Annotated in this window: 25 protein-coding genes; 12 read left to right on the forward strand and 13 right to left on the reverse strand. The window is 67.3% G+C overall.

Features of this window, described 5'->3' with window-relative positions; translation table 11 throughout:
- Positions 1-64: 64 nt before the first annotated feature.
- From serS to thiS, 5 genes are all read right to left on the reverse strand, one after another.
- Positions 65-1,576: a serine--tRNA ligase gene (serS, locus tag Q8K49_RS04580; RefSeq protein ID WP_305304411.1), complete on the reverse strand. Its 1,512-nt coding sequence runs from the start codon at positions 1,574-1,576 to the stop codon at positions 65-67.
- Positions 1,577-2,069: 493 nt separating this feature from the next.
- On the reverse strand, positions 2,070-2,849 hold the full coding sequence (locus Q8K49_RS04585; RefSeq protein WP_305304412.1) for a thiazole synthase: 780 nt from the start codon (positions 2,847-2,849) through the stop codon (positions 2,070-2,072).
- 48 nt (positions 2,850-2,897) lie between these two features.
- On the reverse strand, positions 2,898-3,935 hold the full coding sequence (locus Q8K49_RS04590) for an SPFH domain-containing protein (RefSeq protein ID WP_305304413.1): 1,038 nt from the start codon (positions 3,933-3,935) through the stop codon (positions 2,898-2,900).
- Positions 3,936-3,967: 32 nt separating this feature from the next.
- Entirely contained in the window at positions 3,968-4,189 is a 222-nt protein-coding gene (locus tag Q8K49_RS04595) for a hypothetical protein (protein WP_305304414.1), read from the reverse strand.
- Positions 4,190-4,248: 59 nt separating this feature from the next.
- The gene (thiS, locus tag Q8K49_RS04600) at positions 4,249-4,446 is read right to left on the reverse strand and encodes a sulfur carrier protein ThiS (RefSeq protein ID WP_305304415.1); all 198 of its coding nucleotides are present in this window, start codon (positions 4,444-4,446) and stop codon (positions 4,249-4,251) included.
- Positions 4,447-4,546: 100 nt separating this feature from the next.
- Here thiS and Q8K49_RS04605 point away from each other — a divergent pair, with 100 nt between their 5' ends.
- Genes Q8K49_RS04605 through aat form a run of 4 tightly spaced genes read left to right on the forward strand, consistent with a single transcriptional unit; the run spans position 4,547 to position 7,598 of the window.
- Positions 4,547-5,035: a type II 3-dehydroquinate dehydratase gene (locus Q8K49_RS04605; protein ID WP_305304416.1), complete on the forward strand. Its 489-nt coding sequence runs from the start codon at positions 4,547-4,549 to the stop codon at positions 5,033-5,035.
- Between the two features lie 5 nt (positions 5,036-5,040).
- Complete coding sequence (accB, locus tag Q8K49_RS04610) at positions 5,041-5,550, forward strand: acetyl-CoA carboxylase biotin carboxyl carrier protein (protein ID WP_305304417.1); 510 nt, start codon at positions 5,041-5,043, stop codon at positions 5,548-5,550.
- Positions 5,551-5,553: 3 nt separating this feature from the next.
- Positions 5,554-6,906 (forward strand): acetyl-CoA carboxylase biotin carboxylase subunit, encoded by a 1,353-nt coding sequence (gene accC / locus Q8K49_RS04615; RefSeq protein WP_305304418.1) that lies wholly within the window; start codon positions 5,554-5,556, stop codon positions 6,904-6,906.
- Positions 6,903-7,598: a leucyl/phenylalanyl-tRNA--protein transferase gene (gene aat, locus Q8K49_RS04620; protein WP_305304613.1), complete on the forward strand. Its 696-nt coding sequence runs from the start codon at positions 6,903-6,905 to the stop codon at positions 7,596-7,598. Before accC ends, aat begins: the two co-directional genes overlap by 4 nt.
- Here the strand turns inward: aat and Q8K49_RS04625 are convergent.
- Complete coding sequence (locus Q8K49_RS04625) at positions 7,565-8,215, reverse strand: DUF2155 domain-containing protein (protein ID WP_305304419.1); 651 nt, start codon at positions 8,213-8,215, stop codon at positions 7,565-7,567. The genes aat and Q8K49_RS04625 overlap by 34 nt on opposite strands.
- Positions 8,212-8,604 (reverse strand): NADH:ubiquinone oxidoreductase subunit NDUFA12, encoded by a 393-nt coding sequence (locus Q8K49_RS04630; protein ID WP_305304614.1) that lies wholly within the window; start codon positions 8,602-8,604, stop codon positions 8,212-8,214. Before Q8K49_RS04630 ends, Q8K49_RS04625 begins: the two co-directional genes overlap by 4 nt.
- Positions 8,605-8,809: 205 nt before the next feature.
- Here Q8K49_RS04630 and Q8K49_RS04635 point away from each other — a divergent pair, with 205 nt between their 5' ends.
- The 3 genes from Q8K49_RS04635 to Q8K49_RS04645 all read left to right on the forward strand — a co-directional run bounded on the left by Q8K49_RS04635 (position 8,810) and on the right by Q8K49_RS04645 (position 12,752).
- Positions 8,810-11,215, forward strand: a complete 2,406-nt coding sequence (locus tag Q8K49_RS04635; protein ID WP_305304420.1) for a TSCPD domain-containing protein — start codon at positions 8,810-8,812, stop codon at positions 11,213-11,215.
- 64 nt (positions 11,216-11,279) lie between these two features.
- Complete coding sequence (locus tag Q8K49_RS04640; protein WP_305304422.1) at positions 11,280-11,771, forward strand: pentapeptide repeat-containing protein; 492 nt, start codon at positions 11,280-11,282, stop codon at positions 11,769-11,771.
- Positions 11,772-11,834: 63 nt separating this feature from the next.
- A complete protein-coding gene (locus Q8K49_RS04645; RefSeq protein ID WP_305304423.1) occupies positions 11,835-12,752 on the forward strand; it encodes a pentapeptide repeat-containing protein in 918 nt (305 codons plus the stop codon).
- A 9-nt stretch (positions 12,753-12,761) separates the two neighbouring features.
- Here the strand turns inward: Q8K49_RS04645 and aspS are convergent, their stop codons facing one another.
- Positions 12,762-14,543: an aspartate--tRNA ligase gene (gene aspS / locus Q8K49_RS04650; RefSeq protein WP_305304424.1), complete on the reverse strand. Its 1,782-nt coding sequence runs from the start codon at positions 14,541-14,543 to the stop codon at positions 12,762-12,764.
- 389 nt (positions 14,544-14,932) lie between these two features.
- Between aspS and Q8K49_RS04655 the strand changes: the two genes are divergently transcribed.
- Positions 14,933-15,616 carry a chromosomal replication initiator DnaA gene (locus Q8K49_RS04655; RefSeq protein ID WP_305304426.1) on the forward strand — a complete coding sequence of 228 codons (684 nt, stop codon included), beginning with the start codon at positions 14,933-14,935 and terminating at the stop codon, positions 15,614-15,616.
- Positions 15,617-15,758: 142 nt separating this feature from the next.
- Here the strand turns inward: Q8K49_RS04655 and gatB are convergent, their stop codons facing one another.
- From gatB to Q8K49_RS04680, 5 genes are all read right to left on the reverse strand, one after another.
- On the reverse strand, positions 15,759-17,261 hold the full coding sequence (gatB, locus tag Q8K49_RS04660) for an Asp-tRNA(Asn)/Glu-tRNA(Gln) amidotransferase subunit GatB (RefSeq protein WP_305304427.1): 1,503 nt from the start codon (positions 17,259-17,261) through the stop codon (positions 15,759-15,761).
- 44 nt (positions 17,262-17,305) lie between these two features.
- Positions 17,306-17,692 carry an endonuclease domain-containing protein gene (locus tag Q8K49_RS04665; RefSeq protein ID WP_305304428.1) on the reverse strand — a complete coding sequence of 129 codons (387 nt, stop codon included), beginning with the start codon at positions 17,690-17,692 and terminating at the stop codon, positions 17,306-17,308.
- A gap of 324 nt (positions 17,693-18,016) precedes the next feature.
- The gene (gatA, locus tag Q8K49_RS04670) at positions 18,017-19,495 is read right to left on the reverse strand and encodes an Asp-tRNA(Asn)/Glu-tRNA(Gln) amidotransferase subunit GatA (RefSeq protein WP_305304429.1); all 1,479 of its coding nucleotides are present in this window, start codon (positions 19,493-19,495) and stop codon (positions 18,017-18,019) included.
- Position 19,496: 1 nt separating this feature from the next.
- Positions 19,497-19,784, reverse strand: coding sequence for an Asp-tRNA(Asn)/Glu-tRNA(Gln) amidotransferase subunit GatC (gene gatC / locus Q8K49_RS04675; protein WP_305304431.1), 288 nt, complete (start codon positions 19,782-19,784; stop codon positions 19,497-19,499).
- Between the two features lie 81 nt (positions 19,785-19,865).
- Positions 19,866-20,381, reverse strand: a complete 516-nt coding sequence (locus Q8K49_RS04680; protein WP_305304433.1) for a hypothetical protein — start codon at positions 20,379-20,381, stop codon at positions 19,866-19,868.
- A gap of 73 nt (positions 20,382-20,454) precedes the next feature.
- On the opposite strand from Q8K49_RS04680, the gene ruvX reads away from it, so the two are divergent.
- From ruvX to pyrC, 4 genes are all read left to right on the forward strand, one after another.
- Complete coding sequence (ruvX, locus tag Q8K49_RS04685; RefSeq protein ID WP_305304435.1) at positions 20,455-20,919, forward strand: Holliday junction resolvase RuvX; 465 nt, start codon at positions 20,455-20,457, stop codon at positions 20,917-20,919.
- On the forward strand, positions 20,916-21,836 hold the full coding sequence (locus Q8K49_RS04690) for an AEC family transporter (protein WP_305304437.1): 921 nt from the start codon (positions 20,916-20,918) through the stop codon (positions 21,834-21,836). Before ruvX ends, Q8K49_RS04690 begins: the two co-directional genes overlap by 4 nt.
- Positions 21,837-21,898: 62 nt before the next feature.
- Positions 21,899-22,882, forward strand: coding sequence for an aspartate carbamoyltransferase catalytic subunit (locus Q8K49_RS04695; RefSeq protein ID WP_305304438.1), 984 nt, complete (start codon positions 21,899-21,901; stop codon positions 22,880-22,882).
- On the forward strand, positions 22,879-24,180 hold the full coding sequence (gene pyrC / locus Q8K49_RS04700; protein ID WP_305304439.1) for a dihydroorotase: 1,302 nt from the start codon (positions 22,879-22,881) through the stop codon (positions 24,178-24,180). The genes Q8K49_RS04695 and pyrC overlap by 4 nt, the downstream gene beginning before the upstream one ends.
- Positions 24,181-24,187: the final 7 nt, after the last annotated feature.

The following is a 24,187-nucleotide window of genomic DNA, read 5'->3' on the forward strand; positions in this document are numbered from 1 at the left end:
AGCCCCCCCATCCGAGCGGCTGCGCCGCCCACCTTCCCCCGCGAGGGGGGAAGGGAACCGATGCTCACCCACCCACATGGGTCACCCCGCCCATATAGGGAACCAACGCATCCGGAACCGCGATCCGCCCGTCCGCCTCCTGATAGTTCTCCATCACCGCCACCAGCGTCCGCCCAACCGCCAGGCCCGAGCCGTTCAGCGTGTGCACGAACTCGGTTTTCTTCTCCCCGGCCCGCTTGAACCGCGCCTCCATCCGCCGCGCCTGGAAGTCCCCGCAGTTCGAGCAGGAGCTGATCTCGCGATAGGTCCCCTGCGACGGCAGCCAGACCTCCAGATCGAAGGTCTTCTTCGCCGAAAAGCCCATGTCGCCCTTGCACAGCAGCATCCGGCGATACGGCAGGTTCAGCTTCTCCAGCACCGCCTCGGCGCAGCGCACCATCCGCTCGTGCTCGGCCTCAGAATCCTCCGGCCGCGTGATCGAAACCATCTCCACCTTGTGGAACTGGTGCTGCCGGATCAGCCCGCGCGTATCCCGCCCCGCCGACCCCGCCTCGGCCCGGAAACAGGGCGTCAGGGCGGTGTAGCGGATCGGCGTGGCCAGCTCGTCCTCCGACAGGATCTGTTCGCGGACGAGATTGGTCAGGGAAACTTCGGCGGTGGGGATGAGCCAGTGCTCGGTGCTAAACTGAGAACGGTCTCCAAGAACGAAAAGGTCGATCCCAGCGAACAAATCTTTGGCCTGAATCTGCTCCATGATATCGGGAATTCGTCCTGCTCGGCCGTACTCCCCCGCACTCACCTCAAGCGAAATGGCGTCGAGTTCTCGTCTGAGATCTGCCGTCGCTTCAAGCGACTGCTTCTTTGAACGCTCTCTGATGCTTTCCCAGTCGGTGCTTAACGCTCTGAACAAATCGGAGCCGAACTTTGGCAACTGCGCGGTGCCGAACATCGCCTCATCACGAACAAGGTAAGGCGGATTGACCTCCAAGTAGCCGTGCTCGCCCGTCTGCACATCTAGCATGAATTGGCCAATGGCCCTTTCGAGCCGGGCCAGCCCGCCTTTAAGGACGGCGAAACGCGACCCTGACATCTTCGCTGCGGCCTCGAAATCCAAGAGGCCCAATGCCTCTCCGAGGTCGGCGTGGTCCACGGTCATCCCACCAGAGTTGGGAGTGCCCCAATGCGAGATTTCTTTGTTTTCCGACTCGTCCTCGCCGGCGGGCACATCACCCGCAGGGACATTGGGAAGTTCGGCCAAGAGGCTCCGAAGGGCTGCTGACAGGCGGCTCTCAGCGTCGTCACATTCGCTGATGAATGCCTTCAGTCGCTCCACCTGCACCTTTAGCTTTGATGCTTGATCGACATCGCCAACTTTCATCGCGGCACCGACTGCGCGCGACAGGTCGTTGCGTCGAGCTAGCGCTTCTTGTCCCTTTGTCTGAGCTTCGCGAAGGTTGGTATCGATCTCGAGCAAGATATCGACGTCGTCCTCCGCCGTCTCTTGATCGACCCCACGCGACGACCAGCCGCTCACGAAGGCGGCGGGATTGTCTCGAATGGCGCGGATGTCGTGCATGGTCGGTCTCGTGGAGAGGAAGCGATGCTCTAGCGGGCGGCGCGGATTCCGCCAACCCGCCAACCCCACCCGCTATCGTCATTCCGGGCGGAGAGGCGCGCAGCGGCTCGCAGACCCGGAACCCAGCGGCGCGCGCCCGCGCGAACCTGTCGGGAGCGCAGCCGGCCAACCATTTCGCCTTCGGCGCCGCTGGGTTCCGGCCTTCGCCGGAATGACGATAGCGGGTTGGGCCACCTGGACCCTCCCTTCCCTTGCCGTGTCTTCTCGCCCCTTTCGACCCCCAACAGTGTCTTCTCGCCCCTCCCCGCGAGCGGAGTCCCACCCTGCGTCCGAATCTGACGCAGCCGCATGCCTTAATGCCCAGACCCCCACGGGGCCGGTCTTTGACAGTCTTGATCCATCGCTCCGCCCGCCCCAGGACGCAGCGCCCCGACCCAACCAGGTACAAATTTCAGACCGCTCAGACCCATTTTTTCGGGTCGACTGAAGACTCTCAGATCAACCCGCCCAGCGGCGAGCTCGCACTCGCGTACATCCGCTTCGGCATCCGCCCGGCCAGATAGGCCTCGCGCCCCGCGATCACCGCGTGCTTCATCGCCGAGGCCATCAGGATCGGGTCCTTGGCCGCGGCGATGGCCGTATTGGCGATCACCGCGTCGCAGCCCAGTTCCATGGCGATGGTCGCGTCAGACGCCGTGCCCACGCCCGCGTCCACCAACACCGGCACCCCGGCCCCCTCGACGATCAGCCGGATGTTGACCCGGTTCTGGATGCCCAGCCCCGAGCCGATCGGGCTCGCCGCCGGCATGATGGCCGCCGCCCCGGCGTCCTCCAGCCGCTTCGCCATCACCACGTCGTCGGTGCAATAGACCATGACCTGGAAGCCCTCCCTGATCAGCAGCTCCAGCGCCCGCAGCGTCTCGATCATGTCCGGATACAGGTGCGCCGTGTCCGACAGCACCTCCAGCTTGACCAGATCCCAGCCGCCGGCCTCGCGTGCCAGCCGCAACGTCCGCACCGCGGCCTCGCCGGTGAAACAGCCGGCGGTGTTGGGCAGGAAGGTGAAACGGTCCGGCCTGACGTAGTCCACCAGCATCGGCTGCGACGGATCGCTCAGATTCACCCGCCGCACGGCCACGGTGACGATCTCGGCGCCCGCCGCCTCGGCCGCGTCGGCGTTCTCCTGATAGGTCTTGTACTTGCCGGTGCCGACGATCAGCCGGCTCGAAAAGGTCCGTCCGGCGACGGTCCAAGTGTCTTGAGGAAAGGTCATGGTCGCGGGTTTAGCCCGTCCGCGGCCCGAGTCGAAGTCCTCGCGGACTTATTGACCCGCCGTCGCCCGCCCGTCCCGCGCCGCGATCAGGGCCGAGACATTGATGTCCGATCCGACCACGCAGGTGTCGGCGCTCAACGGACAGATGCCCAGCGTCCGCTCGATCTCGCGCAGCCGCACGACCTCGGGGTTTGAGCGGATCGATTCGGCCAGTAGCCGGTTAGCCTCGGCCTGTCCCCGCGCCTGGGCGATCCGCGCCTCGGCGTTGGCCCGCTCCAGATTGACCCTCTCCAGCGCGGCGCGGGTGTTCTGCTCGGCCGTGGTGCGCGACTGGATCGCCGCCAGCACCGTCTCCGGGTAGCGGATCGACCCGACCCACTCCATGCGGATGATCTCCAGCCCCTGCGGGCCCCATTCGCGTTGCAGGGCCTGCATGGCGCGCTGCAGCACGATCTGGCGTCCAGGCCCAATCAGCTGGCCAGGGCAGTTATCCGCGTCGGGCGTGCCGGGCGCGACCAGGGCGACCCCGGCCACGGTCGCGGCCGGCGCGATCGGCTGGACCTCCGGACGGGCCGACTGCTGGGCGTTGCAGGCCACCGGCAGCTTCTCGGTCTCCCGCGCGATGGCGGCGCGCACCGAGGTCCGCAGCGGCCCGTCGATGAAGGCGTCGAACTCCTGCCGCCAGGTCGCATACAGATCCGCCGCCTTGTCCTCGCGGATGCGGAAGGTCAGGGCTACGTCCGCCGTCATTGGCAGGCCCAGCACGTCCGAGAAGGTGATCTCCTCGTTCTCGCCCCCGTCGGCGTTGGTCTCCCGCGTATAGCTGTAGGTGCGCTGTAGCGTCTGGTAGGTGCGGATTTTCTCGCCGATGCCTTCCCAGTGAAAGCCGGGCCCCAGTTCGGCGCGCTGCACCCCGGGGTTGGGCCCGAATTTCGTAGTCTTGATGCCCATGTAGCCGCTCTCGACGGTCACGCTGCACGAGGACACCGCCACCGTCGAAATCAGGATCAGCAGGCCGATCAGGGCCACCAGGCTGATGGTGCGCCCCACGGACCCGCCGCCGCGAGGCAGCTTGATTCCGGACAAGCCCGTTCCAAAGTTCGACATCTATCCGCCCCTCAACGCTTCAGTGACTTGACGGCCCAGGCCCACAGCCGGGTCGCGGCCCAGACCAGCACCAGAATGCCCGCGATCCCCAGCACCGACGCCGTGATCAGACTGCCCGCGAAATGGGCTTCCAGCACCGCCGGCACGGCGTAACGGATCAGGAATATGAAGGCGATCACCAGCCCGGCGATCCCGGCGGCCACGCCCAGAGCGGTCTTGATCTCTCGGTCCATGGCTCCCCCTCCGGTTCTATCAGAGCGCACGGAGAGGTTTCGCGCAAAGGCTTTCGGCTTCAACCCCCGCCGACGAACTGCACCAGTTCGATCCGGTCCCCCTCGGCCAGCGCCGTCGCCGCGTGCAGCGACCGCGGCACGATCTCCAGATTCCGCTCGACCGCCACCTTGCGAACGTCCAGACCCAGCTCCTCCACGAGGGCCAGAATGGTCGCCGCCTCAACCTCGCGAAGTTCACCGTTGACCTGAATGCGCATGCCGTTACGTCACTCTGTTCCGCGCGACGTTTTGATAACCGCCACGCCTCAGCTAAAAGGCCCGTCCGATTCCGGTCGGAACCCGTAGTTCCACGAGCTCATGCCCGATCAACCCGTCCTCTACGTCCTGAACGGCCCTAACCTCAACCTGCTTGGGGTGCGCGAGCCCGACATCTACGGACGTGAGACCCTCGGCGACATTCAGGCTCTCTGCGAAACCGCCGCCTCCGGCGCCAGCGTCGTCTTCCGCCAGACCAACCACGAAGGCGAACTGATCGACTGGGTCCAGGAAGCCCGCACAAAGGCGGCGGCGCTGGTGATCAATCCCGCCGGCTACGGTCACACCTCGGTGGCCCTGCTGGATGCGCTGAAGACGCTGACGATCCCGATCGTCGAATGCCACCTCTCCAATCCGGCGGCGCGCGAGCGCTTCCGCCATCGCTCCCATGTCTCGTCGGTCGCGGCCGGCGTGGTTTCGGGCTTCGGCTCATTCAGCTACGAACTGGCCGTCAAGGCCGCCCTCAAGCTGGCGCAGGAACGCAGCCAGCCCGCGGGCCGTTCGGTTCAAGACGACAAGAAGAGGCTCTAACACCCATGGCCGATCCCAAGACCCCCGCGCCCGAGCTCAAGAACGAGTCGGGGATCGACACCACCCTGGTGCGCCAGCTGGCCGATATCCTGAACGACACCTCCCTGACGGAGATCGAGGTCGAGCAGGGCGAGTTGCGCATCCGGGTGGCCCGCGAAGTCGTGGCCGCCCCGGTCATGCAATATTCCGCCGCTCCGCCCGCCCATGTGCCCGCTCCTGTCGCCGCGGCCTCCCCGGCATCCATGCCGTCGGACCCCGCCACCATCGTCGCCAAATCCGGCGAAGAGGTGAAGTCTCCCATGGTCGGCACCGTCTATCTGCAGGCCTCGCCGGAAGCGCCGCCGTTCGCCCAGGCCGGCGACAAGGTCAAGAAGGGCCAGACCCTGCTGATCGTCGAGGCCATGAAGACGATGAACCCGATCCAGTCTCCTCGCGACGGCGTCGTCAAGGAAATCCTGGTCGGCGACGCCCAGCCGGTCGAGTTCGGCGAGCCCCTCGTCCTGCTCGAGGCGTAAGCCATGTTTACGAAAGTCCTCATCGCCAACCGCGGCGAAATCGCCCTGCGCATTCATCGCGCCTGCAAGGAGATGGGCATCTCCACCGTCGCCGTGCACTCCGAAGCCGACCGCGGCGCCATGTGGGTACGGCTGGCCGACGAGAGCGTCTGCATCGGCCCGGCGCCGGCGGCCAAGAGCTACCTCAACATCCCGTCGATCATCGCCGCCGCCGAGATCACCGGCGCCCAGGCGATCCACCCCGGCTACGGTTTCCTGTCCGAGAACGCCCGCTTCGCCGAGATCGTCGAAGCCCACGGCATGACCTTCATCGGACCCAGGCCCGAACACATCCGGGTCATGGGCGACAAGATCACCGCCAAACAGACGGTGCTCGAGGCCGGCATCCCCTGCGTTCCCGGCTCGGCCGGGGAGGTCGAGACCATCGAGGACGCCATCGAGGCCTCGAAATCGATCGGCTTCCCTCTGATCGTCAAGGCCGCCGCCGGCGGCGGCGGACGCGGCATGAAGGTCGCCCTGACCGCCGACGACCTGGTCGAGGCCGTTCAGACCGCCCAGTCCGAGGCCACCGCCGCCTTCGGCAACGGCGCCGTCTATATGGAGCGCTACCTCCAGAAGCCGCGCCACATCGAGCTTCAGGTCATTGCCGACAGCCACGGCAACGTCGTCCATCTGGGCGAACGCGACTGCTCCCTGCAACGCCGCCATCAGAAGATCCTCGAGGAAGCTCCCTCGCCCGCCCTGTCGGCCACCGAGCGCGTCGCCATCGGCGAGACCGTCAACAAGGCCATCGCCGCCATCGGCTACCTCGGCGTCGGCACCATCGAATTCCTCTGGGAAGACGGCGAGTTCTTTTTCATCGAGATGAACACGCGGTTGCAAGTCGAGCATCCGGTGACCGAAATGATCACCGGCGTCGATCTGGTGCGCGAACAAATCCGCATCGCCGCCGGCCTGCCCCTGTCGTTCACCCAGGCCGACGTGACCTTCACCGGCCACGCCATCGAATGCCGGATCAACGCTGAGAACGCTGAAACCTTCACGCCCTCGCCCGGCACGATCGCGGCCTTCCACGCGCCCGGCGGCCTTGGCGTCAGGCTGGATAGCGCCATCTACGCCGGCTATTCGATCCCGCCCTACTACGACAGTCTGATCGGCAAGCTGATCGTCCACGGCCGTGATCGCGAGGAGTGTATCGCGCGCCTGAAACGCAGCCTCAACGAAATGGTCATCACCGGCATCGACACCACCATACCCCTGTTCCAGAAGCTGTTGCTGGAACCGGACATCCTGTCCGGCGACTACGACATCCACTGGCTGGAAAACTGGGCCAAACGCCAGAAGGTCGAGGCCTGAGCGACTCCGCCTTCACCGCCGGCGGGCCGTTCGGCGGCTTCGGCCCCGATGAACTGCTGAACTGCTACGCCACCGGCGTCTTCCCCATGGGCGAGGCCCGCGACGATCCGCGCATCTTCCTGGTCGAGCCGGAACAGCGCGGCCTGATCCCGCTGGACGGCTTCCACATCCCGTCCCGCCTGAAGCGCACCGTCCGCGCCGACGGCCACACGATCCGGGTCGATACGGCCTTCGACGCCGTGCTGGATGCCTGCGCCGCCTCGGGTCCCGGCCGCGACGACAGCTGGATCAACGCCCCGATCCGTCGCCTCTACGGCGAACTGAACGCCCGCGGCCATGCGCACAGCATCGAATGCTGGCGCGGCGAAACCCTGGTCGGCGGCCTTTACGGCGTCACCCTCGGTGGCGCCTTCTTCGGCGAAAGCATGTTCAGCCGCGAGCGCGACGCGTCCAAGATCGCCCTGGTGCATCTGGTTGCGCGGTTGAAGCGCGGCGGCTGGCGCTTGCTCGACACCCAGTTCCTGACTGGCCACCTCAGCCAGTTCGGCGCGGTCGAGACCTCGCAGGCGGCCTATCTCAAACTTCTGCGAGCGGCCCGTCGGCTGAGGCCCAACACCCGTTCGCTGTTCGATCCCATGAGCGGGTCAGAGGCGCTTTTCTACGCCTTGCAGCCGACGATCCAGGCGTCATAGATCGGATGCTGCAGCCCGCTGACGGCGGGCGAAGAGGCGAACATCCAGCCGCGGAAGATCTGGCGCGGTTCATTGACCTGAATGACGCCCCGCGGCTGCAGGCTGACTTCAAGGTAGGCGACAGCGTCGGACACCTGTTCGTCGGGCGCCGAGACCTCACAGGCCCGGGCAGTGAAGATCAGCGTGCGCTGGAACCGGACGGGGCGACCCCCCACCTCGACCTCGAACCGCATCGATTCGGCGGTAATCTTGTCGATGGCTTCGACAATGGCCACGCGACGACGCTGGCGACGGGCGGGGGCGGCCGGGGTTTCAACGCGCTTCACCGGCGCGTCGTCCGCCTTCTCTTCCTCATCTTGCTTCCCTTCGGCCTCGGCGATCACGATCGGCGGCGTGACCGGGGTCACGGCGATCGGCGAGGCTGGCGCCGGCGCGGCTTCCGGCGCGGGCTCTATCGGTGGCGCCTGGACCGGAGTCTGGCTATTCAAAGCGGCCGTCGGATCCTGGATCGGAACCGCGTCCTGGGGCAGGTCATTGAGAGCCGAGGCCAGAACCGCGCCTGACGCCAGAAGTGCTGCCGCGGTCACGCCAGCCAGGATCGACCCCCGGAGCGTCATTCCGGCCGCCAGGCTTCGTAGTCACCAGTCGCCGGCGGTCGCACGCCATCAGCGGCGAGCGAGCCTTTCGGCCTCCAGGCCATCGGGGTGCCGGTCAGATTGGGCAGATGATCTTCTTCCCAGGCGCGGCGCGCCAGCGGCTGGTCGGTCGGCAATTCATCAAAGGTATAGTGCAGCCAGCCGTGCCAGTCCGGCGGCACCTTTGAGGCGTCGGCATAGCCGTTGTAGGTCACCCAACGGCGACGGCGGCCATCATAGCTCGAGTTGTCTCGGGACAGGTAGTAGCGGTTGCCGAACTCGTCGGTCCCCACATGCTCGCCGCGCTTGGCGATGGTGAAGAAGGTGCCGATGGTGGCGCCGCTGGTCCAGCCGAAGATCCTGCCTAGCACGTCGGGAATCCACTCACGCTCGGTCGCCCGGCGGAGGCCGGTGACACTGGCCGCATCATAGAAAGTGGCGAGGCCGGCGTCCAGCACCGCGCGCGCGCCTCGCACCTCAACATCTTGGGGGTAACCGCCTGCGGACACGCCAGATTTATTGCCGGGATCCCACCTCGCCGCTAATCTGGCCGAAAGGCCACGTCGAGTCCGCCGCATGCGCTTTCCCTTCGCCTCCCTCGCCGCCGCGATGCACCGACCTGCCCGCGAGATCGAACGTGCGGACGGGATCATCGCTGTGCGCGCGCCCGAGGGCTGGACCGACGTCCAGATCGAGGCTTGGCTGGACTGGGCCGATGCCGAAGGCCTCACGACGGACGGCGACGATCCGCTGCAAGAGGCGGCCGTCGCCTGGAGCCTGCGTCTTTGTCCCGACAGGGCCGAGGAGCTGTCGGCGACCGTGTTGCTGGGGCTTGCCTCGCCCGCCCGGACATCGACATTCGCCGCGGGTCTGACCGATCTGTCCCAACCTGGGGCCGCACGCCGACTACAGGCGGAATCCGCTCTGCGATGGGCCAATCGACTGGCGGCTGGTGCCATCGAAGCCGCAGCAGCGGCGCTGGAACGCGTGGCCGAGGCGGTGTCCCGCTGCGAGGGTCCGCGCGCCGACTGCGCTGACCCCGTGCGAAATCCCGCCCTCGCGCGCGCGGCGCTCGCCGCGCGTCGGACGGGGGCTGCCGACGCCGACATCCTGCGCGCCATACAGGGCGAGCGGTTCGACATCGCTCTCCCGCCCCGTGTGTCGCCGCCGCCCATGCTGGCTCTCGCTGACCGCGCCATGATCGCCTCCGGCGCTCCGGAAGCACTTGCGGCGGCTGAAGCCGCGCTGGACGGGGATCTGATCCTGACCTTCGATTCCGACACAGCCTGGGCTGTGTCGGAGGCCAGGCGGGCGCCGGCGGTCCTTCTGTCCCTGACCGCGCTGGAGACGGTCGCCGGAAAGGGATTTGAACCCGCGCTCGGGGATCTCGTGCGCCTCTGGACGACAGCCCTCACGGCCGACGGCGCCACGGTCGTGACCGTCGGACTGGGCGGACTGGCCGATCTCGTGCTCAACAGCGCGTCCCCCGCCAATGTATCCCGCCCGGACCAACTGGCGAAGCTGGTCCGGGCGGCGGCGGGCGACGCTTCTACAGCTCTCTTCGTCAACGACCTTGAGGCCGAGCTGCGGCTGGGCCTGTCGCGGCTGTCCGCCTGCGAGGCCTGGCAGACCGCGGACGGCGGCGTAGCGCGGCGCTTGCGACCGTCCCTGGCCGCTGCGATCAAGCGGCACGGCGGCGACGTCGACGCCGCCGAACGCCACCTGTTCGGGCGACGAACCCTCGTCGATGCGCCGCGCGTCGACCATACGGCTTTGCGGGCACGAGGCTTTACAGATGTGGAGCTTGAAGGGCTGGAGCAGGCTCTCACACAGGTCGACAACCTCAACGACGCCTTCCGATCGCCGGTGCTGGACGCAGGCTTTCTGCGGGACGTGCTGGGCTTCGAGGGCGCCGTGGGCGATCTGTTGCCGCACCTCGGCTTCTCTGCTGATGACATCGCCCTCGCCGAGGCCGGGGTTTTCGGTCATGGCGATCTGCTGGACTGGGACGGCTCTCCTGAGGGCATTCAGGCTGTCCTGTCGGACCCGGCGGCCTTCGAAGCCGCGCTTCGGGCCGAGCTGGACGCAGTTAGCGCGATCCCCGACACGGCCCCGACGCTGATCGACTGGCGCACCACGCCGGCGCAAGCCGCGCGTCTGCTGGCCGAAGCCGCGCGGGACGGGCGCTGCGCTATCCGACTGATGCGGGCGACGCCGCCAGCAGGCCCCCTGCTCGACCTGGTTGAGTCCGAGCCGGCGCCGCGTCCACGCCGCTGGGAGCCGGAGGCCAAGGCCGTCGAGCGGGTGGTGGAAAAGGTTGTAGAGCGCGAGCGTACCCGTCGCAAACTCCCGGACCGCCGCAAGGGCTATATCCAGAAGGCCGCCGTCGGCGGGCACAAGGTCTACATCCACACCGGCGAATACGAGGACGGCGAACTCGGCGAAATCTTCATCGACATGCACAAGGAAGGCGCCGCCTTCCGCTCGCTGATGAACAATTTCGCCATCGCGATCTCGATCGGGCTCCAGTACGGCGTGCCGCTGGAAGAATTCGTCGACGCCTTCATCTTCACCCGGTTCGAGCCCGCCGGAGCCGTGACGGGCAATGACTCGATCAAGTCCGCGACTTCGATTCTCGACTACATCTTCCGTGAGCTGGGGGTGTCCTATCTGGACCGGCACGAACTTGCCAACGCCGAGCCCGATCCGTTGAGCAGCAACGGCTTGGGCACGCTGGCGGGCGACGACGACGCGCCGGAAACCGTCCCGGCCGCCCGGTTCATCTCCAAGGGCTTCGCCCGCGGCACGGCGCCGGACAATCTGGTCGTCCTGCCGTTCGGCCAGAAGCGGGAGACGCCGGTCACGCCCTATATGCCCACCGAGGCAGTAGCCTGTCCCGCCTGCGGCGACTTCTCTTTGCAGCAGCGCGGCGCGGGATGGATCTGCGACACTTGCGGGGCAGCGCCGTCGATGCAGGGTTGATCAACGATTTGGCGCCATGATGCTCCTCGTCGAGCCACGCCCAAGGCCGAGACCGGAGCCCGCCATGAAGCCGATCCTGACCGCAACCGTCGTCGCCGCACTTGTGGCTGTCGCCCTGCCCGCCGTCGCCCAGAACGCCGGCCAGATCGCCCGGGTGCGCGGCGGCGCGAGTTGCGCCGGCTGCAACCTGTTCCAGGCAGCCCTGTCGGGGCTCGAGGCGCGCGGCCTGAACCTGTCCGGCGCGAGACTGCGTCAGGCCGATCTGAGCCTTACGGCAATGAGCCGTACCCGCTTCTCCAACGCCGATCTCCGCGACGTGGAAGCCTACGGCGGCGTCTTCTCGGGTTCGAACTTCTCGGGCGCTAACATGACCAACGCCAGCTTCGTCGGCGCCTATCTGGACGGGGCGAATTTTTCGGGAGCGACCCTGAGCGGGGTCAACTTCTCGGGCGCTTCGATGCGGCGCGCGACGGGCCTGACCCAAGGCCGGCTGAACCAGGCCTGCGGCGATGAGGCGACGCAACTGCCCGGCGGCCTGACCCTTCCCCGCTGCTAGACGGCCTCGGACCTTACGGCGAATTAAGTAGGGTTTGCCGATGTTTGAAGTCATGAAAGGGGCGTGAAACAGATTGCTGCTCCCCTGTTCCGTCGCCTCTCGACCGATGGCCTCGCGCTCGGCGCCGCGATCGCGGTCCTCGCTGCGGCCGGTTCGGCCAGCGCCGAAATCCAGCTGCAGTTCCAGTACCAGGATCGCGACGTCGCCCGAATGGTCTCGCTGGGCGGAACCTGCAATCGCTGCGAACTGTCCGGCCGGGATCTGACCGGGGCGGCCTTTACCGGCGCGGTCTTCATCAACGCCACCCTCGTCGGCGCCAATCTGCGGGGCGCGGAACTGGTCGGCTCGAACTTCTCGGGCAGCGACTTCAGCCGCGCCGACCTGTCGGGCGCCGAGATGGTCGGCGCTGACTTCACCGGCTCCAATTTCTCAGGTGCGGACCTGTCGGGCGTCGAGGCCATGGGCGCGACCCTGGTGCGGGTGCGTCTGGCGGGGGCCGATCTCACGGGCGCCGCACTGAACGGGGCCAATATGAACACCGCGATCCTGACCGGAGCGGACTTGAGCGCGGCGGAACTGAACGCGGCCACCCTGGCCAATGTCAACGCCCGATCAGCGGACTTCTCCGATGCGGAGATCGCCATGTCGAACCTGTCGAACGGCGACTTCCGCTCCGCCGACTTCAGCGACGCGACCCTGAACGGCGCGCGTCTGACGGGTGGCCGGTTCGGCGGCGCCGATTTCGACGGCGCATCCATGAACCGCACGGACATCCGCGGCGCGGACCTGTCGGGCGTCCGCGGCCTTAGCCAGTCCCAGATAAGCCGGGCCTGCGGAGACGCCGCCACCCGTCTGCCCGCCCGACTGAACGTCCGCGTCTGCCGCGGCGTCAGCGTGATGCGGATCGCGCCTCCCGCTCCCCCTGCGCCGCCGGTCCCGCCGCGCTCGCGGAACTTCCTCGTCGCCAGCGCCGACCGCTGATCCCCGCCGTCAGACCTTGATCGGCAGCGCCGCACGGATGTGCAGTTCCTTGTACTGACGCTCGGCCGCATCCGACGGCGCGCTCATCAGCAGATCCTGACCCTGCTGGTTCAGCGGGAAGGCGATGACCTCACGGATCGCGACCTGATTGGCCAGCAGCATGACGATCCGGTCGATGCCGGGGGCCAGACCGCCGTGGGGCGGGGCGCCGTAGCGGAAGGCGTTGAGCATGCCGCCGAACTGGTCCTCGACCACCGAGGCGTCATAGCCGGCGATCTCGAAGGCCTTGAGCATGATGTCGGCCTTGTGGTTCCGGATCGCGCCGGAGCACAGCTCATAGCCGTTGCAGACGATGTCATACTGGTAGGCGAGAATATCGAGCGGGTCCTTGCTGGTCAGGGCCTCCATCTCGCCCTGCGGCATCGAGAAGGGGTTGTGCGAGAAATCGACCTTCTTCTCTTCCTCACTCCACTCGAACATCGGGAAGTCAACGATCCAGCAGAAGCGGAATTCGTCGTCAGAGATCAGGTTGAGGTCCTGGCCCAGCTTGGTGCGGGCGTTTCCAGCGAACTTGTGGAAGACGGCCGGGTCGCCGGCGGCGAAGAAGGCGGCGTCGCCCTGCCCCATGCCCAGCGCCTTCATCAGGGCGTCGGTCGGCTCGGCGCCGAGGTTTTTGGCGATCGGGCCGCCCCAGGCCCCCTGGTCCTCGGACCAGAAGATGTAGCCGAGGCCCGGTTGGCCCTCGCCCTGGGCCCAGGAGTTCATGCGGTCGCAGAAGGCGCGGCTGCCCCCCTTTGGCGCGGGGATGGCCCAGACGGCGTTCTTAGCGTCGCCGGCGAGAATCTTGTTGAACAGGCCGAAACCACCGTCGCGGAAATGCTGTGACACGTCCTGCATCTCGATCGGGTTGCGCAGGTCGGGCTTGTCGGTGCCGTATTTTGAAATGCTGTCCCGGTAGGGGATGCGCACAAACGGATAGGGATCGACCGTCTTGCCGTCGGCGAACTCCTCGAACACGCCGTGCATGACGGGCTCGATGGCGGCGAAGACGTCCTCTTGCGTGACGAAGCTCATCTCGACGTCGAGCTGGTAGAATTCCAGCGAGCGGTCGGCGCGCAGGTCTTCGTCGCGGAAACAGGGCGCGATCTGGAAATAGCGGTCGAAGCCCGAGACCATCAGCAGCTGTTTGAACTGCTGCGGGGCCTGCGGCAGGGCGTAGAATTTGCCCGGGTGCAGCCGCGACGGAACGAGGAAGTCGCGTGCGCCTTCGGGGCTGGAGGCCGTCAGGATCGGCGTCTGGTACTCGAGAAAGCCTTGACCGACCATGCGCTGGCGGATCGAGGAGATCACGCGAGAGCGCAGCACGATGTTCTTGTGCAGCGTCTCGCGGCGCAGGTCGAGGTAGCGGTGCTTGAGGCGGATTTCCTCGGGGTATTCGGGCTCGCCGAAGACCGGCAGCGGCAGTTCAGCGGCCTCGGACAGGACCTCGACGGCCTTGACGCGGATCTCGATCTCGCCGGTCGGAAGGTTGGCGTTCTTCGTCTCGGCGGAGCGGGCCACGACCTCGCCGTCCACGCGGATGACGCTCTCGGCGCGCAGGCGTTCGACGGCCTCGAAGCCCGGCGTCTCGGGGTGCAGCACCAGCTGGGTCAGGCCGTAGTGATCGCGCAGGTCGATGAACAGCAGGCCGCCGTGGTCGCGCTTGCGATGCACCCAGCCGGACAGGCGGACATTGGAGCCCGCATCGGTCAAACGGAGAGCGCCGCAGGTGTGGGAGCGGTAGGCGTGCATGGTCGGTTCGTCTTGGATTACAGGCCGCAAAGGGCGCAATTCGGGAGGGCGGAAGGGCGCATCATCGCCCCGGAAAGTCAAGGTTTACGGGCCTCACAGGGGTCAAAAGGCGCGACCCGCCCGAAAATGCCGAAAAGCTGTCTTGTCGATACATTCGCCCCTCCTGCAGGCTGTTGATCGGCTCAGGCTAGCGGAACCCTGCGTCAGGAATGGACGCAGGCGGGAGTCCGGCCGAGGCCGGAACGGTTTGAGGGGCGGGAATGCAGGTTTGGGGGTCGGGCGGGGGCCGGAAGATCGGGGGCGACAAGGAAGCCTGCGCATCCACAGGCGACTGCGCTTGTCCACGGCGGGGGAAGGAACCGCGTCCCGGGTCTGCTATGATGAACGCAATGACCGCCCGCCCCTCGCCCGCCGACCAGATGCGACTGCCGTTGCAACGCGACCTGCCCGAGGGGGCCGAGGGCTTCGTCGTGTCGGACTGTAACCGCACCGCTGTCGAGGCGCTGTTGGACTGGCCCAATCTGATCGGCGGGGTGGTGGCCATCTCGGGGCCGGCGGGCAGCGGCAAGAGCCGGCTGGCGCAGGTCTGGGCCGAGCGGGTCGGGGCGGTGGCCATTCACGGGGCCGAGGCGGCGCTGATCGATCCGCTGGAGCTGGACGGACGGCCGGTGCTGCTGGACCCGGCCCGGGAGGTCGACGACGAGACCCTGTTCCACCTGATCAACCTGGCCCAGGCGCCGGGCGGCGCCCTGCTGCTGGTGGCGCGGTCAGCGCCCTCGGGCTGGGAGGCCGCCCTGCCGGACCTGCGCTCGCGGCTGGACGCCATCCGGACCTACGCTGTCGAGGCGCCTGACGACGCGGTTCTGTCGGCCATGCTGGAGGCCCGGTTCGCCGAACGGGGCATCCGTCCGCAGAAGGACGTCATCCCCTGGCTGCTGCGCCGCATCGACCGGTCGGCGGCGGCGGCGGCGGATGTCGTCGAACGGCTGGACGCCCTGCACAAGCCGGTGACACGGGCGCTGGCGCGGGAGGCGGTGGAGGGGGCGGAGGCGAGCGGGGAGTTGTTTGAGTAGGCGGCGTGAGCCCCCTCCACCACGCTTCGCGTGGTCCCCCTCCCCCGTTGGGGGAGGAATGCGAACGTCACAGTCCTCCCCCGCCGGGGGAGGTGGATCGTCGGCGTAGCCGGCGAGACGGAGGGGGCCCTCGGAGCTGAATCTAAAGGCCCAGCCTGGCCTTCAGGATGTCGTTGACCGCGGACGGGTTGGCCTTGCCGCCGGTGGCCTTCATGACCTGACCGACGAACCAGCCGAGGGCCTGCGGCTTTTCGGCGACGGCGGCCGCCTTGTCGGGGTTGGCGGCGATGATGTCGTCGATGGCTTTCTCGATCGCGCCGGTGTCGGTGACCTGTTTGAGACCGTGTTTCTCGACCACCTCGGCGGGCGAACCTTCGCCGTTCCAGACATGGTCGAAGACTTCCTTGGCGATCTTCGACGAGATGACGTCGGTCTCGATCAGCTCGACCAGCTGGGCGACGTGGGCGGCAGGCAGGGTGTTGTCCGAGAAGTCCTTGCCATCGGCGGCCAGGCGCGCGGAGACCTCGTTGGTCACCCAGTTGGACACCAGTTTGGCGTCCCGTCCTACGGCGGCGGCTTCGAAATAGTCGGCCTTGGCCTGTTCCGAGATCAGGACCACGGCGTCGTATTGCGACAGGCCGTAGTCGGCCATCAGCCGGCGGCGCTTTGCATCCGGCAGTTCGGGCAACGACGCCTTGATGGCGTCGATCCAGGCCTGTTCCAGCTCGAGCGGAAGCAGGTCGGGGTCGGGGAAGTAGCGGTAGTCCATCGCCTCTTCCTTGGAGCGCATCGATCGGGTCTCGCCGGCCGTCGGATCGTAGAGGCGGGTCTCCTGACTGATCTTGCCACCGTCCTCGAGGATTTCGATCTGGCGCCGGGCCTCATGGTTGATGGCCTGGGAGATGAAACGGAACGAGTTGACGTTCTTGATCTCGCAGCGCGTGCCCAGATGGCTGAAGTCGCCGGTCGCCTTGTATTTGGCGTACTGGCCCTCGCGGCACACCGAGACGTTGACGTCGGCGCGCAGATTGCCCTTCTCCATGTCGCCGTCGCAGGTGCCCAGATAGATCAGAATGGTTCTGATCTTCTTGACGTAAGCCACGGCTTCTTCTGGGGAACGAATGTCGGGACGCGACACGATCTCCATCAGGGCGGTGCCCGCGCGGTTCAGGTCGACATAGCTCTCGGTCGGGGACAGGTCGTGGATCAGCTTGCCCGCGTCCTGCTCCAGATGCAGGCGTTCGATGCCGACGTTGAAGAAGGAGCCGTCCTCGGCCTCCACCTCGACGACGCCTTCGCCGACGATGGGGAAGTAGAGCTGGCTGATCTGATAGCCGGTGGGCAGGTCGGGGTAGAAATAGTTCTTCCGGTCGAACTGGCTGCGCCGGTTGATCCGGGCGTTGAGGCCGAGGCCGGTGCGGACCGCCTGTTCGACGCAGAATTTGTTGAGCGTCGGCAACATGCCGGGAAAGCCGGCGTCGACCAGCGACACCTGCTCGTTCGCCCCCGCACCGAAGCCGACGGCTGCGCCCGAGAACAGCTTGGCCTTCGACGCCACCTGGGCGTGGATCTCCAGCCCCATGACGATTTCCCACGGGCCGGTGCGGCCGGGGATGAGTTTCGAATTCGTAGCGGTGTCGGTCATGGTCTTCTCTTACCCCTCTCCCATCGGGAGAGGGAGGGACCCGCTCAACGAAGTTGAGTGGGAGGGTGAGGGGTTACGGTGCTGGCCAATCGGGCCTGGGCTTTCACGGCATCGAGCACTTTCGGAAGTTCATGCACGACCTCGTCGTTCAGGAACCGGAGGACGAACCAGCCGAGAGCCTCGATCGCGCGCTGGCGGACGAGGTCGTAGCTGGCCTGGTCGTCGTCTTCATGGATGCCGCCGTCCAGTTCGATGACCAGTCGCGCCTTCTCGCAGGCGAAATCGGCGAAGTAGCGGCTGATCGGATGCTGGCGGCGAAACTTCAGGTCGTCGAGGCGGCCGCCGCGGATAGCCTGCCACAACTTGTTCTCGGCATAGGTCTGGCGTTGGCGCAGGTCACGCGACCGTTCGGTTCGAGTCTCGCGCTCCATGCACCGTAACCCCTCACCCTCCCACGCCGCTGTCGCGGCGTGGGTCCCTCCCTCTCCCTTTGGGAGAGGGGTCAGGTACGCCGGTGAACGCTTGCCGAAGTGCCCAAAAAGCGCCCCAGCCGATCGCACCGAAAAATATCAGTCCGCCGAAAAACCACGCAAACCCACCAAGGTCCCAGACCATCTTCTCATTGGAATAGGGAGCGCCGTACCTCGTTAGAACGTAGGCGCCGCCTACCCAAAGCACCAAGCCGGCAACGCTGATCAACCCTGGGAGCAGTCCGAGGAAGAAGTAAATCGTCCGCTCGGGTGCTCCGAGTCGTCTCACCACCACTTGTCCGGCCTGGCCGCAAACCCCGCCGCATCCTCCAGCGCGCTCGCCACCTGGAAGACCGTCGCCTCGTCCAGCGCCTTGCCGATGACCTGAAGGCCCAGCGGCAGGCCGCCCTTGTCGAGGCCGGCGGGCACGGAGATGCCCGGCAGGCCGGCGAGGTTGGCGGTCACGGTGAAGATGTCGTTCAGATACATCTGCAGCGGATCGATCTGCTTGTCGCCGAGGGCGAAGGCGGCCGACGGGGTGGACGGGGTCAGGATGGCGTCGACCTTGTCCCAGACGGCGTCGAAATCCATGGCGATGCGGCGGCGGACCTTGAGGGCGCGGACGTAGTAGGCGTCGTAGAAGCCGGCCGAAAGCACATAGGCCCCGATGGTCAGGCGGCGCTGGACCTCCTTGCCGAAACCCTCGGCGCGGCTGGTCTCATAGAGGTCGGTCAGGCTGGTCGTGCCCTCGGCGCGGTGGCCGAAGCGCATACCGTCGTATCGGGCCAGGTTGGACGAGGCCTCGGCCGGGGCGATGATGTAATAGGCCGGCAGGGCGTACTTCGTGTGCGGCAGGCTGATGGGTACGATCTCGCAGCCGGCGGCCTTGAGCCATTCGATGCCCTGGTCCCACAGCGCCTGAATCTCGGCCGGCATGCCGTCGACGACGTATTCCCTGGGCACGCCGATGCGCAGGCCCTTGACGGACTTGCCGAGTGATTGGGTCCAGTCGGGGGTTTCGACGTCGAGGCTGGTGGAGTCCTTCGAGTCGAAGGAGCACATCGAGCGCAGCAGGATGGCGGCGTCCTCGACCGTCTTCGTGATGGGCCCGGCCTGATCCAGCGAACTGGCGAAGGCGACCATGCCGAAGCGGCTGGCGCGGCCGTAGGTGGGCTTCATGCCGACGGTGCCGGTGAAGGCCGCCGGCTGGCGGATGGAGCCGCCGGTGTCCGAAGCGGTGGCGGCCAGGCAGAGGTCGCCGGCGACGGCCGAGGCCGAGCCGCCCGAGCTGCCGCCGGGAGTCAGATCAGCGTTGGAAGTTGTGGATTTCCAAGGGTTCACGACCGGACCGAAGGCGCTGGTCTCGTTGGACGAGCCCATCGCGAACTCGTCCATGTTGAGCTTGCCCAGCATGACCGCGCCGTCGCGCCACAGGTTGGCGGTGACAGTCGACTCATAGGGCGGGACGAAGCCGCGCAGCATGTTGGAGCCGGCTGTGGTCTGGACGCCGTCGGTGCAGAACAGGTCCTTGATGCCCAGCGGCGCGCCTTCGAGGGCGCCGCCCTCCCCCCTGGCCAGTTTGGCGTCGGAAGCGCGGGCCATGGCGATGGCCTTGTCCGTGGTCTGGACCACGAAGGCGTTCAGACGCGGGTTGGCGGCGTCGATATTGGCGACGAAGGCCTTTGTGAGTTCCTCCGAGGAGAAGTCGCGGGCCTTGAGGCCGACGAGCGCGGCCTTGAGAGTCAGTTTCGTCAGGTCGGACATTCTATTCGACCACTTTGGGCACGACGAAGAAGCCATCGGCGGATTTCGGCGCATTGCCGAGGACGGCTTCGACCTTGCCGCCGTCGCTGACCACGTCGTCGCGCAGGCGCAGGGGCTGGGCGACGTTGGACGTCATCGGCTCAACGCCCGTGACGTCGACCTCATTGAGCTGTTCGATCCAGGCAAGAATGCCGTTCAGCTCCGCGGCGAGCGGCTCCAGCCGGTCTTCCGGGGTCTTGATGCGGGCGAGGTGCGCCACCCGGCGCACGGTCGCGGCGTCGATGGCCATGCGGCCCTCCAAATGCGAAACCAGAACCGGCGGGATTAGCCGCCCGGCCCCGAATTCACAAGGATTCTGACACGGCTGGCGTCACTGCGCCGGCGTGACCGTCACGGTGGCCGGGGCGGAGCCGTCCGTCGCCAGCGCCCAGCCGATGATGACGCGCCGGGTGCGGCTGCCGATATTGCCCGAGGCCTCGTCCATGGTGCTCTCGTCGATCTCCAGATCGACCCGGCCCGGCGCCTCGGACAGGACGCGGTAGTCGAGGAAGTCGCCAATGCGGAAGACGCGCCAGCCCTCGGCCGGCGAATCGAAGAAGGCGACGTGGGTGTAGAGGCCGTTCATGGCCGGATCGCCGCCGGCCGTGCCGAACAGTTTGACGGTGCGGTCGCCCTGATGCGTCAGCTGGGTCAGTTCGACCACCCCGGCGGCCCACTGCTGGCCCTCGCCGGCGTCAGGCTGGACGGTGGCGGCGGGGCCGGCGGCGGTCAGGGGCGCAGCGGCGGGCGCGGCCTGTTCGGCGGGAACGGCTGCCTTGCGGCTCTCGACCTGGGCGTCGCAGGCGGCCAGTCCGAGCAAGACGGCGAGGAAGGTGACAGGCTTCATCGGAGGCTCTCCCATCAACGGCGGCCGCAGCTTGCACTTTGACAGGGCGGCTCGCCAGTCCTACCGCCAAGCCGTGACAGTTCTATCCCTCGAAGACCTCGCCGCCTCCACCCCCCCGGGCACGCCGTGGCTGGGGCTGGATCTGGGCGAGAAGACCATCGGCGTGGCCGTGTCCGACGTCACCCGGATGATCGCCAGTCCGCTGTCGCTGGTCCGCAAGACGAAATTCACCGACGACGCCCATGCGGTGCTCAAGCTGATGGACGGGCGCAAGGCCTCGGGGCTGGTGATCGGCCTGCCGCTGAACATGGACGGGTCGGAAGGGCCGCGGGCGCAGTCGTGCCGCGCCTTCGCGCGCAATCTGCAGCGCATCCGCGCCGTGCCCTGCGCCTTTCAGGACGAGCGGCTATCGACCAGCGCCGTCGAGCGGTTCCTGATCGAGGAGCTGGATCTGAACCGCAAGCGACGCGCCAATGTGATCGACCGCACCGCCGCCGCCTGGATATTGCAGGGCGCGCTGGACCGGTTGCGGGCGTGAGCGCCCTGCTTACCGGCGTCGTGCCGGTCTTCGCCATGATTGCCCTCGGCTGGGGGCTGAAGTGGCGGGCGTTTCTGGATGACGACGGCTGGCGGGCGGTCGAACGGCTGGCCTATTTCGCCTTTTATCCCGCCTTCCTGATCCCGGCGGTGTGGCGCGCAGACTTTGCGGGCGGCGCGGCCGGTCCGGTGGCCATGGCCACTGTGGCGGTGGCCCTGACGGTGGCGCTGCTGACGGTGCTGGCCAAGCCGATGCTGAGGATCAGCGACCCGGCCTTCACCAGCGTCTTCCAGGGCGTGATCCGGTGGAACGGCTTCGTCTTTCTGCCGGTCGCCGGGGCGGTCTTCGGGGAAGCCGGGCTGGGCGTGGCGGCGGTGGCGTTCGGGGTGCTGGCGCCGGCGTTGAACGTGGTCTGTGTGCTGGTGCTGGCGCGCTGGGGCGCGGGTCAGGGCGGCGGCTGGCGGCTGGCGCTGTCATCGCTGGCGAGGAATCCGATCATCTGGGCCTGCGGGATCGGGGCGGCGCTCAATCTGACGGGCGTGCCCAAGCCCGATCTGGTCATGGGGGTGTTCGACCTCATGGGACCGGGCGCGATCGCGCTGGGGCTGATCACGGCGGGGGCGGGGCTGAGCTTCCGCTATGCGGCGTCGCGGCCGGTGCTGATGCTGACGGTGACGGCGATCAAGCTGATCGTCCTGCCGGTGGGCATGTACTGGCTGACCGGGGTGCTGGTCGGAGACCGGATGGCCCAAGGGCTGGCGCTGCTGGCCGGAGCCTCGCCGGGGGCGGCGGCCTCCTATGTCATGGCGCGGCAGATGGGCGGGGATGCGCCCCTGATGGCCGGCGTCGTGGCCCTGACCACCGTAGTCAGCGCCTTCACCATCCCGATCCTGCTGGCGCTGTTCGGCTATATCTGAACACAGGATGTGAACATGGGCGGCTTCCGTTCCCGCGCGCACGGCCCTATAGGCGGGCCTCGATGAGCCAGCCCGCCGCACTCACCGATCTGATTCTCGAACGGCTGACGCCGTTTCCGCACAGCCATTTCCTGTCCGCCGGCGATCTGAACGCCGCGACCACGCCGCCGTTGCTCGATCTGGCCGACGCCTTCGTCGACTTCAATCGCCAATCGTCGAAATCACTGGACCTGATGCGCGGGCGCACGGTCATGAACCTGTTCTTCGAGAATTCGACCCGGACCAGCGCCTCATTCGAGATCGCGGCCAAACGGCTGGGCGCCGATGTGACGGCGCTGTCGCCGCGCACGTCATCCACCGCCAAGGGCGAGACGCTGATTGATACGGCGGCGACGCTGAACGCCATGAAGCCTGACGTGCTGGTCGTGCGCCACGGGGCCTCGGGCGCGGCGGCCCTGCTGGCCCAGAAAGTCGGATGCGCCGTGGTCAACGCCGGCGACGGACGGCACGAGCATCCGACCCAGGCGTTGCTGGATTTGTTGAGCCTGCGCCGGGCCTTCGGGGACGTAGGCGGGCTGACCGTCGCCATCTGCGGCGACATCGCCCACAGCCGGGTCGCGCGGTCGAATGTGTCGATGCTGTCGATGATGGGGGCGCGGGTGCGGCTGATCGGGCCGCCGACGCTGGTGCCCGGCGACGCCGACCGCTGGGGCTGCGAGGTGTTCCACGACATGCGCGAGGGCCTGAAAGGCTGCGACGTCGTGATGATGCTGCGGCTTCAGCTGGAGCGAATGGAGGGGGCGCTGGTGCCCTCGACCCGCGAATATTTCCGTTTCTGGGGTCTGGACCGCGAGAAGCTGTCCTGGGCCAGTCCGGGGGCCAAGGTGATGCACCCGGGGCCGATGAACCGCGGCGTCGAGATCGACTCCGACGTGGCCGACGATCTGACCGTGTCGCTGATCCAGGACCAGGTCGAGATGGGAGTCGCGGCGCGGATGGCGGTGCTGGCGGCGTTGTCGGCGCGGCTGGATGGAGCGGCGTCATGAGCGCGACCCCTTCCAATACCCTGGCTATCCTCAACGCCCGGCTGCTGGACCCGGCCTCGGACTACGACGGCCCCGGCGCGGTGCTGGTCGAGGACGGCCGGATCACCGAGGTCGTCCACGGTAGCGGCGCGGTCGCTCCGGCGGGGGTGACAGTCATCGACGCCGGCGGCCTGTGCCTGTCGCCCGGACTGATCGACATCCGGGTCAAGACCGGCGAGCCGGGGGCGGAGCCCAAGGAGACGCTGAAGTCGGCCAGCCTGTCGGCGGCGGCGGGCGGGGTGACGACCATCGTCATCCAGCCGGACACCGACCCAGCCATCGACGATCCCGCGATGATCGACTTCATCCTGAGGCGCGGCGCGGCGCTGGGTCTGGTCAATGTGCGGGCGGCGGGCGCGGCGACCAAGGCCCGGGACGGCGTTCGCATGGCCGAGATCGGCCTGATGGACGAGGCCGGGGCGCTGTATTTCACCGACGTCGACAAGGTGATCGCCAACACCCGCACCCTGCAACGGGTGATGAGCTACGCCGCCGCCTTCAACGCCCTGATCTCGTGCCGCCCCGCGGACCCCTGGCTCAGCGAAGGCGCGGTGGCGACGAGCGGCGAGCTGGCGACCCGGCTGGGGCTGGCGTCGGCTCCGGCCATCGCCGAACGCATCCAGCTGGAGCGTGATCTGGCGCTGGTCGAACAGACCGGCGCGCGCTTTCTTGTGGATCAGATCTCGACCGAGGGCGCGCTGGAGACCTTGGCGCGGGCCCGGGCTCGGGGGCTGGAGGTCGCTGCCTCGGTGTCGATCAACCACCTGTGCTTCAACGAGATCGACATCGGGGACTACCGCACCTTCTACCGGCTGGACCCGCCGCTGCGGCCCGAGAGCGATCGGCAGGCCCTGATCGAGGCGGTGCGCGACGGGCTGATCGACGCGATCACATCGGCCCATGCCCCGGCGCCCGCCGAGGACAAGCGCCGACCGTTCGCCGAGGCGACGCCGGGCGCCGTCGGGCTGGAGACCCTGTTGCCCGCCGCCCTGACCCTGCATCACGAGGACGGGCTGGAGCTGCTCGACATCCTGCGGCCCTTGACCCAGGGGCCGGCGACCTTGCTGGGACTGGACGCCGGCGTTCTGGCGACCGGGGCGCCAGGGGACCTGATCCTGTTCGATCCGGGCGCGCCTGTGGTGATCAACGCCGACGCCCTGAAGTCCAAGTCCAAGAACTCGCCGTTCGACGGGCGACGATTGCAGGGCAGGGTCTTGCTCACTGTCGTCAACGGCCGCATCGTACACGACACACGCTAAGAGGGAG

This window comes from Brevundimonas sp. (assembly GCF_030682035.1).
GTDB lineage: Bacteria > Pseudomonadota > Alphaproteobacteria > Caulobacterales > Caulobacteraceae > Brevundimonas.

Excerpts from the sequence above, each read along its gene's own strand:
- Q8K49_RS04665 (WP_305304428.1), bottom strand. The coding sequence starts at position 17,692 with ATGGAGCGCGAGACTCGAACCGAACGGTCGCGTGACCTGCGCCAACGC.
- Q8K49_RS04585 (WP_305304412.1), bottom strand. The coding sequence starts at position 2,849 with ATGACCTTTCCTCAAGACACTTGGACCGTCGCCGGACGGACCTTTTCG.
- Q8K49_RS04640 (WP_305304422.1), top strand. The coding sequence starts at position 11,280 with ATGAAGCCGATCCTGACCGCAACCGTCGTCGCCGCACTTGTGGCTGTC.
- Q8K49_RS04625 (WP_305304419.1), bottom strand. The coding sequence starts at position 8,215 with ATGACGCTCCGGGGGTCGATCCTGGCTGGCGTGACCGCGGCAGCACTT.
- Q8K49_RS04695 (WP_305304438.1), top strand. The coding sequence starts at position 21,899 with ATGAGCCAGCCCGCCGCACTCACCGATCTGATTCTCGAACGGCTGACG.
- Q8K49_RS04605 (WP_305304416.1), top strand. The coding sequence starts at position 4,547 with ATGCCCGATCAACCCGTCCTCTACGTCCTGAACGGCCCTAACCTCAAC.
- gatC (WP_305304431.1), bottom strand. The coding sequence starts at position 19,784 with ATGGCCATCGACGCCGCGACCGTGCGCCGGGTGGCGCACCTCGCCCGC.
- aspS (WP_305304424.1), bottom strand. The coding sequence starts at position 14,543 with ATGCACGCCTACCGCTCCCACACCTGCGGCGCTCTCCGTTTGACCGAT.
- gatB (WP_305304427.1), bottom strand. The coding sequence starts at position 17,261 with ATGACCGACACCGCTACGAATTCGAAACTCATCCCCGGCCGCACCGGC.
- thiS (WP_305304415.1), bottom strand. The coding sequence starts at position 4,446 with ATGCGCATTCAGGTCAACGGTGAACTTCGCGAGGTTGAGGCGGCGACC.
- Q8K49_RS04635 (WP_305304420.1), top strand. The coding sequence starts at position 8,810 with ATGCGCTTTCCCTTCGCCTCCCTCGCCGCCGCGATGCACCGACCTGCC.
- serS (WP_305304411.1), bottom strand. The coding sequence starts at position 1,576 with ATGCACGACATCCGCGCCATTCGAGACAATCCCGCCGCCTTCGTGAGC.
- pyrC (WP_305304439.1), top strand. The coding sequence starts at position 22,879 with ATGAGCGCGACCCCTTCCAATACCCTGGCTATCCTCAACGCCCGGCTG.
- gatA (WP_305304429.1), bottom strand. The coding sequence starts at position 19,495 with ATGTCCGACCTGACGAAACTGACTCTCAAGGCCGCGCTCGTCGGCCTC.
- Q8K49_RS04595 (WP_305304414.1), bottom strand. The coding sequence starts at position 4,189 with ATGGACCGAGAGATCAAGACCGCTCTGGGCGTGGCCGCCGGGATCGCC.
- accC (WP_305304418.1), top strand. The coding sequence starts at position 5,554 with ATGTTTACGAAAGTCCTCATCGCCAACCGCGGCGAAATCGCCCTGCGC.
- accB (WP_305304417.1), top strand. The coding sequence starts at position 5,041 with ATGGCCGATCCCAAGACCCCCGCGCCCGAGCTCAAGAACGAGTCGGGG.
- Q8K49_RS04680 (WP_305304433.1), bottom strand. The coding sequence starts at position 20,381 with ATGAAGCCTGTCACCTTCCTCGCCGTCTTGCTCGGACTGGCCGCCTGC.
- Q8K49_RS04655 (WP_305304426.1), top strand. The coding sequence starts at position 14,933 with ATGACCGCCCGCCCCTCGCCCGCCGACCAGATGCGACTGCCGTTGCAA.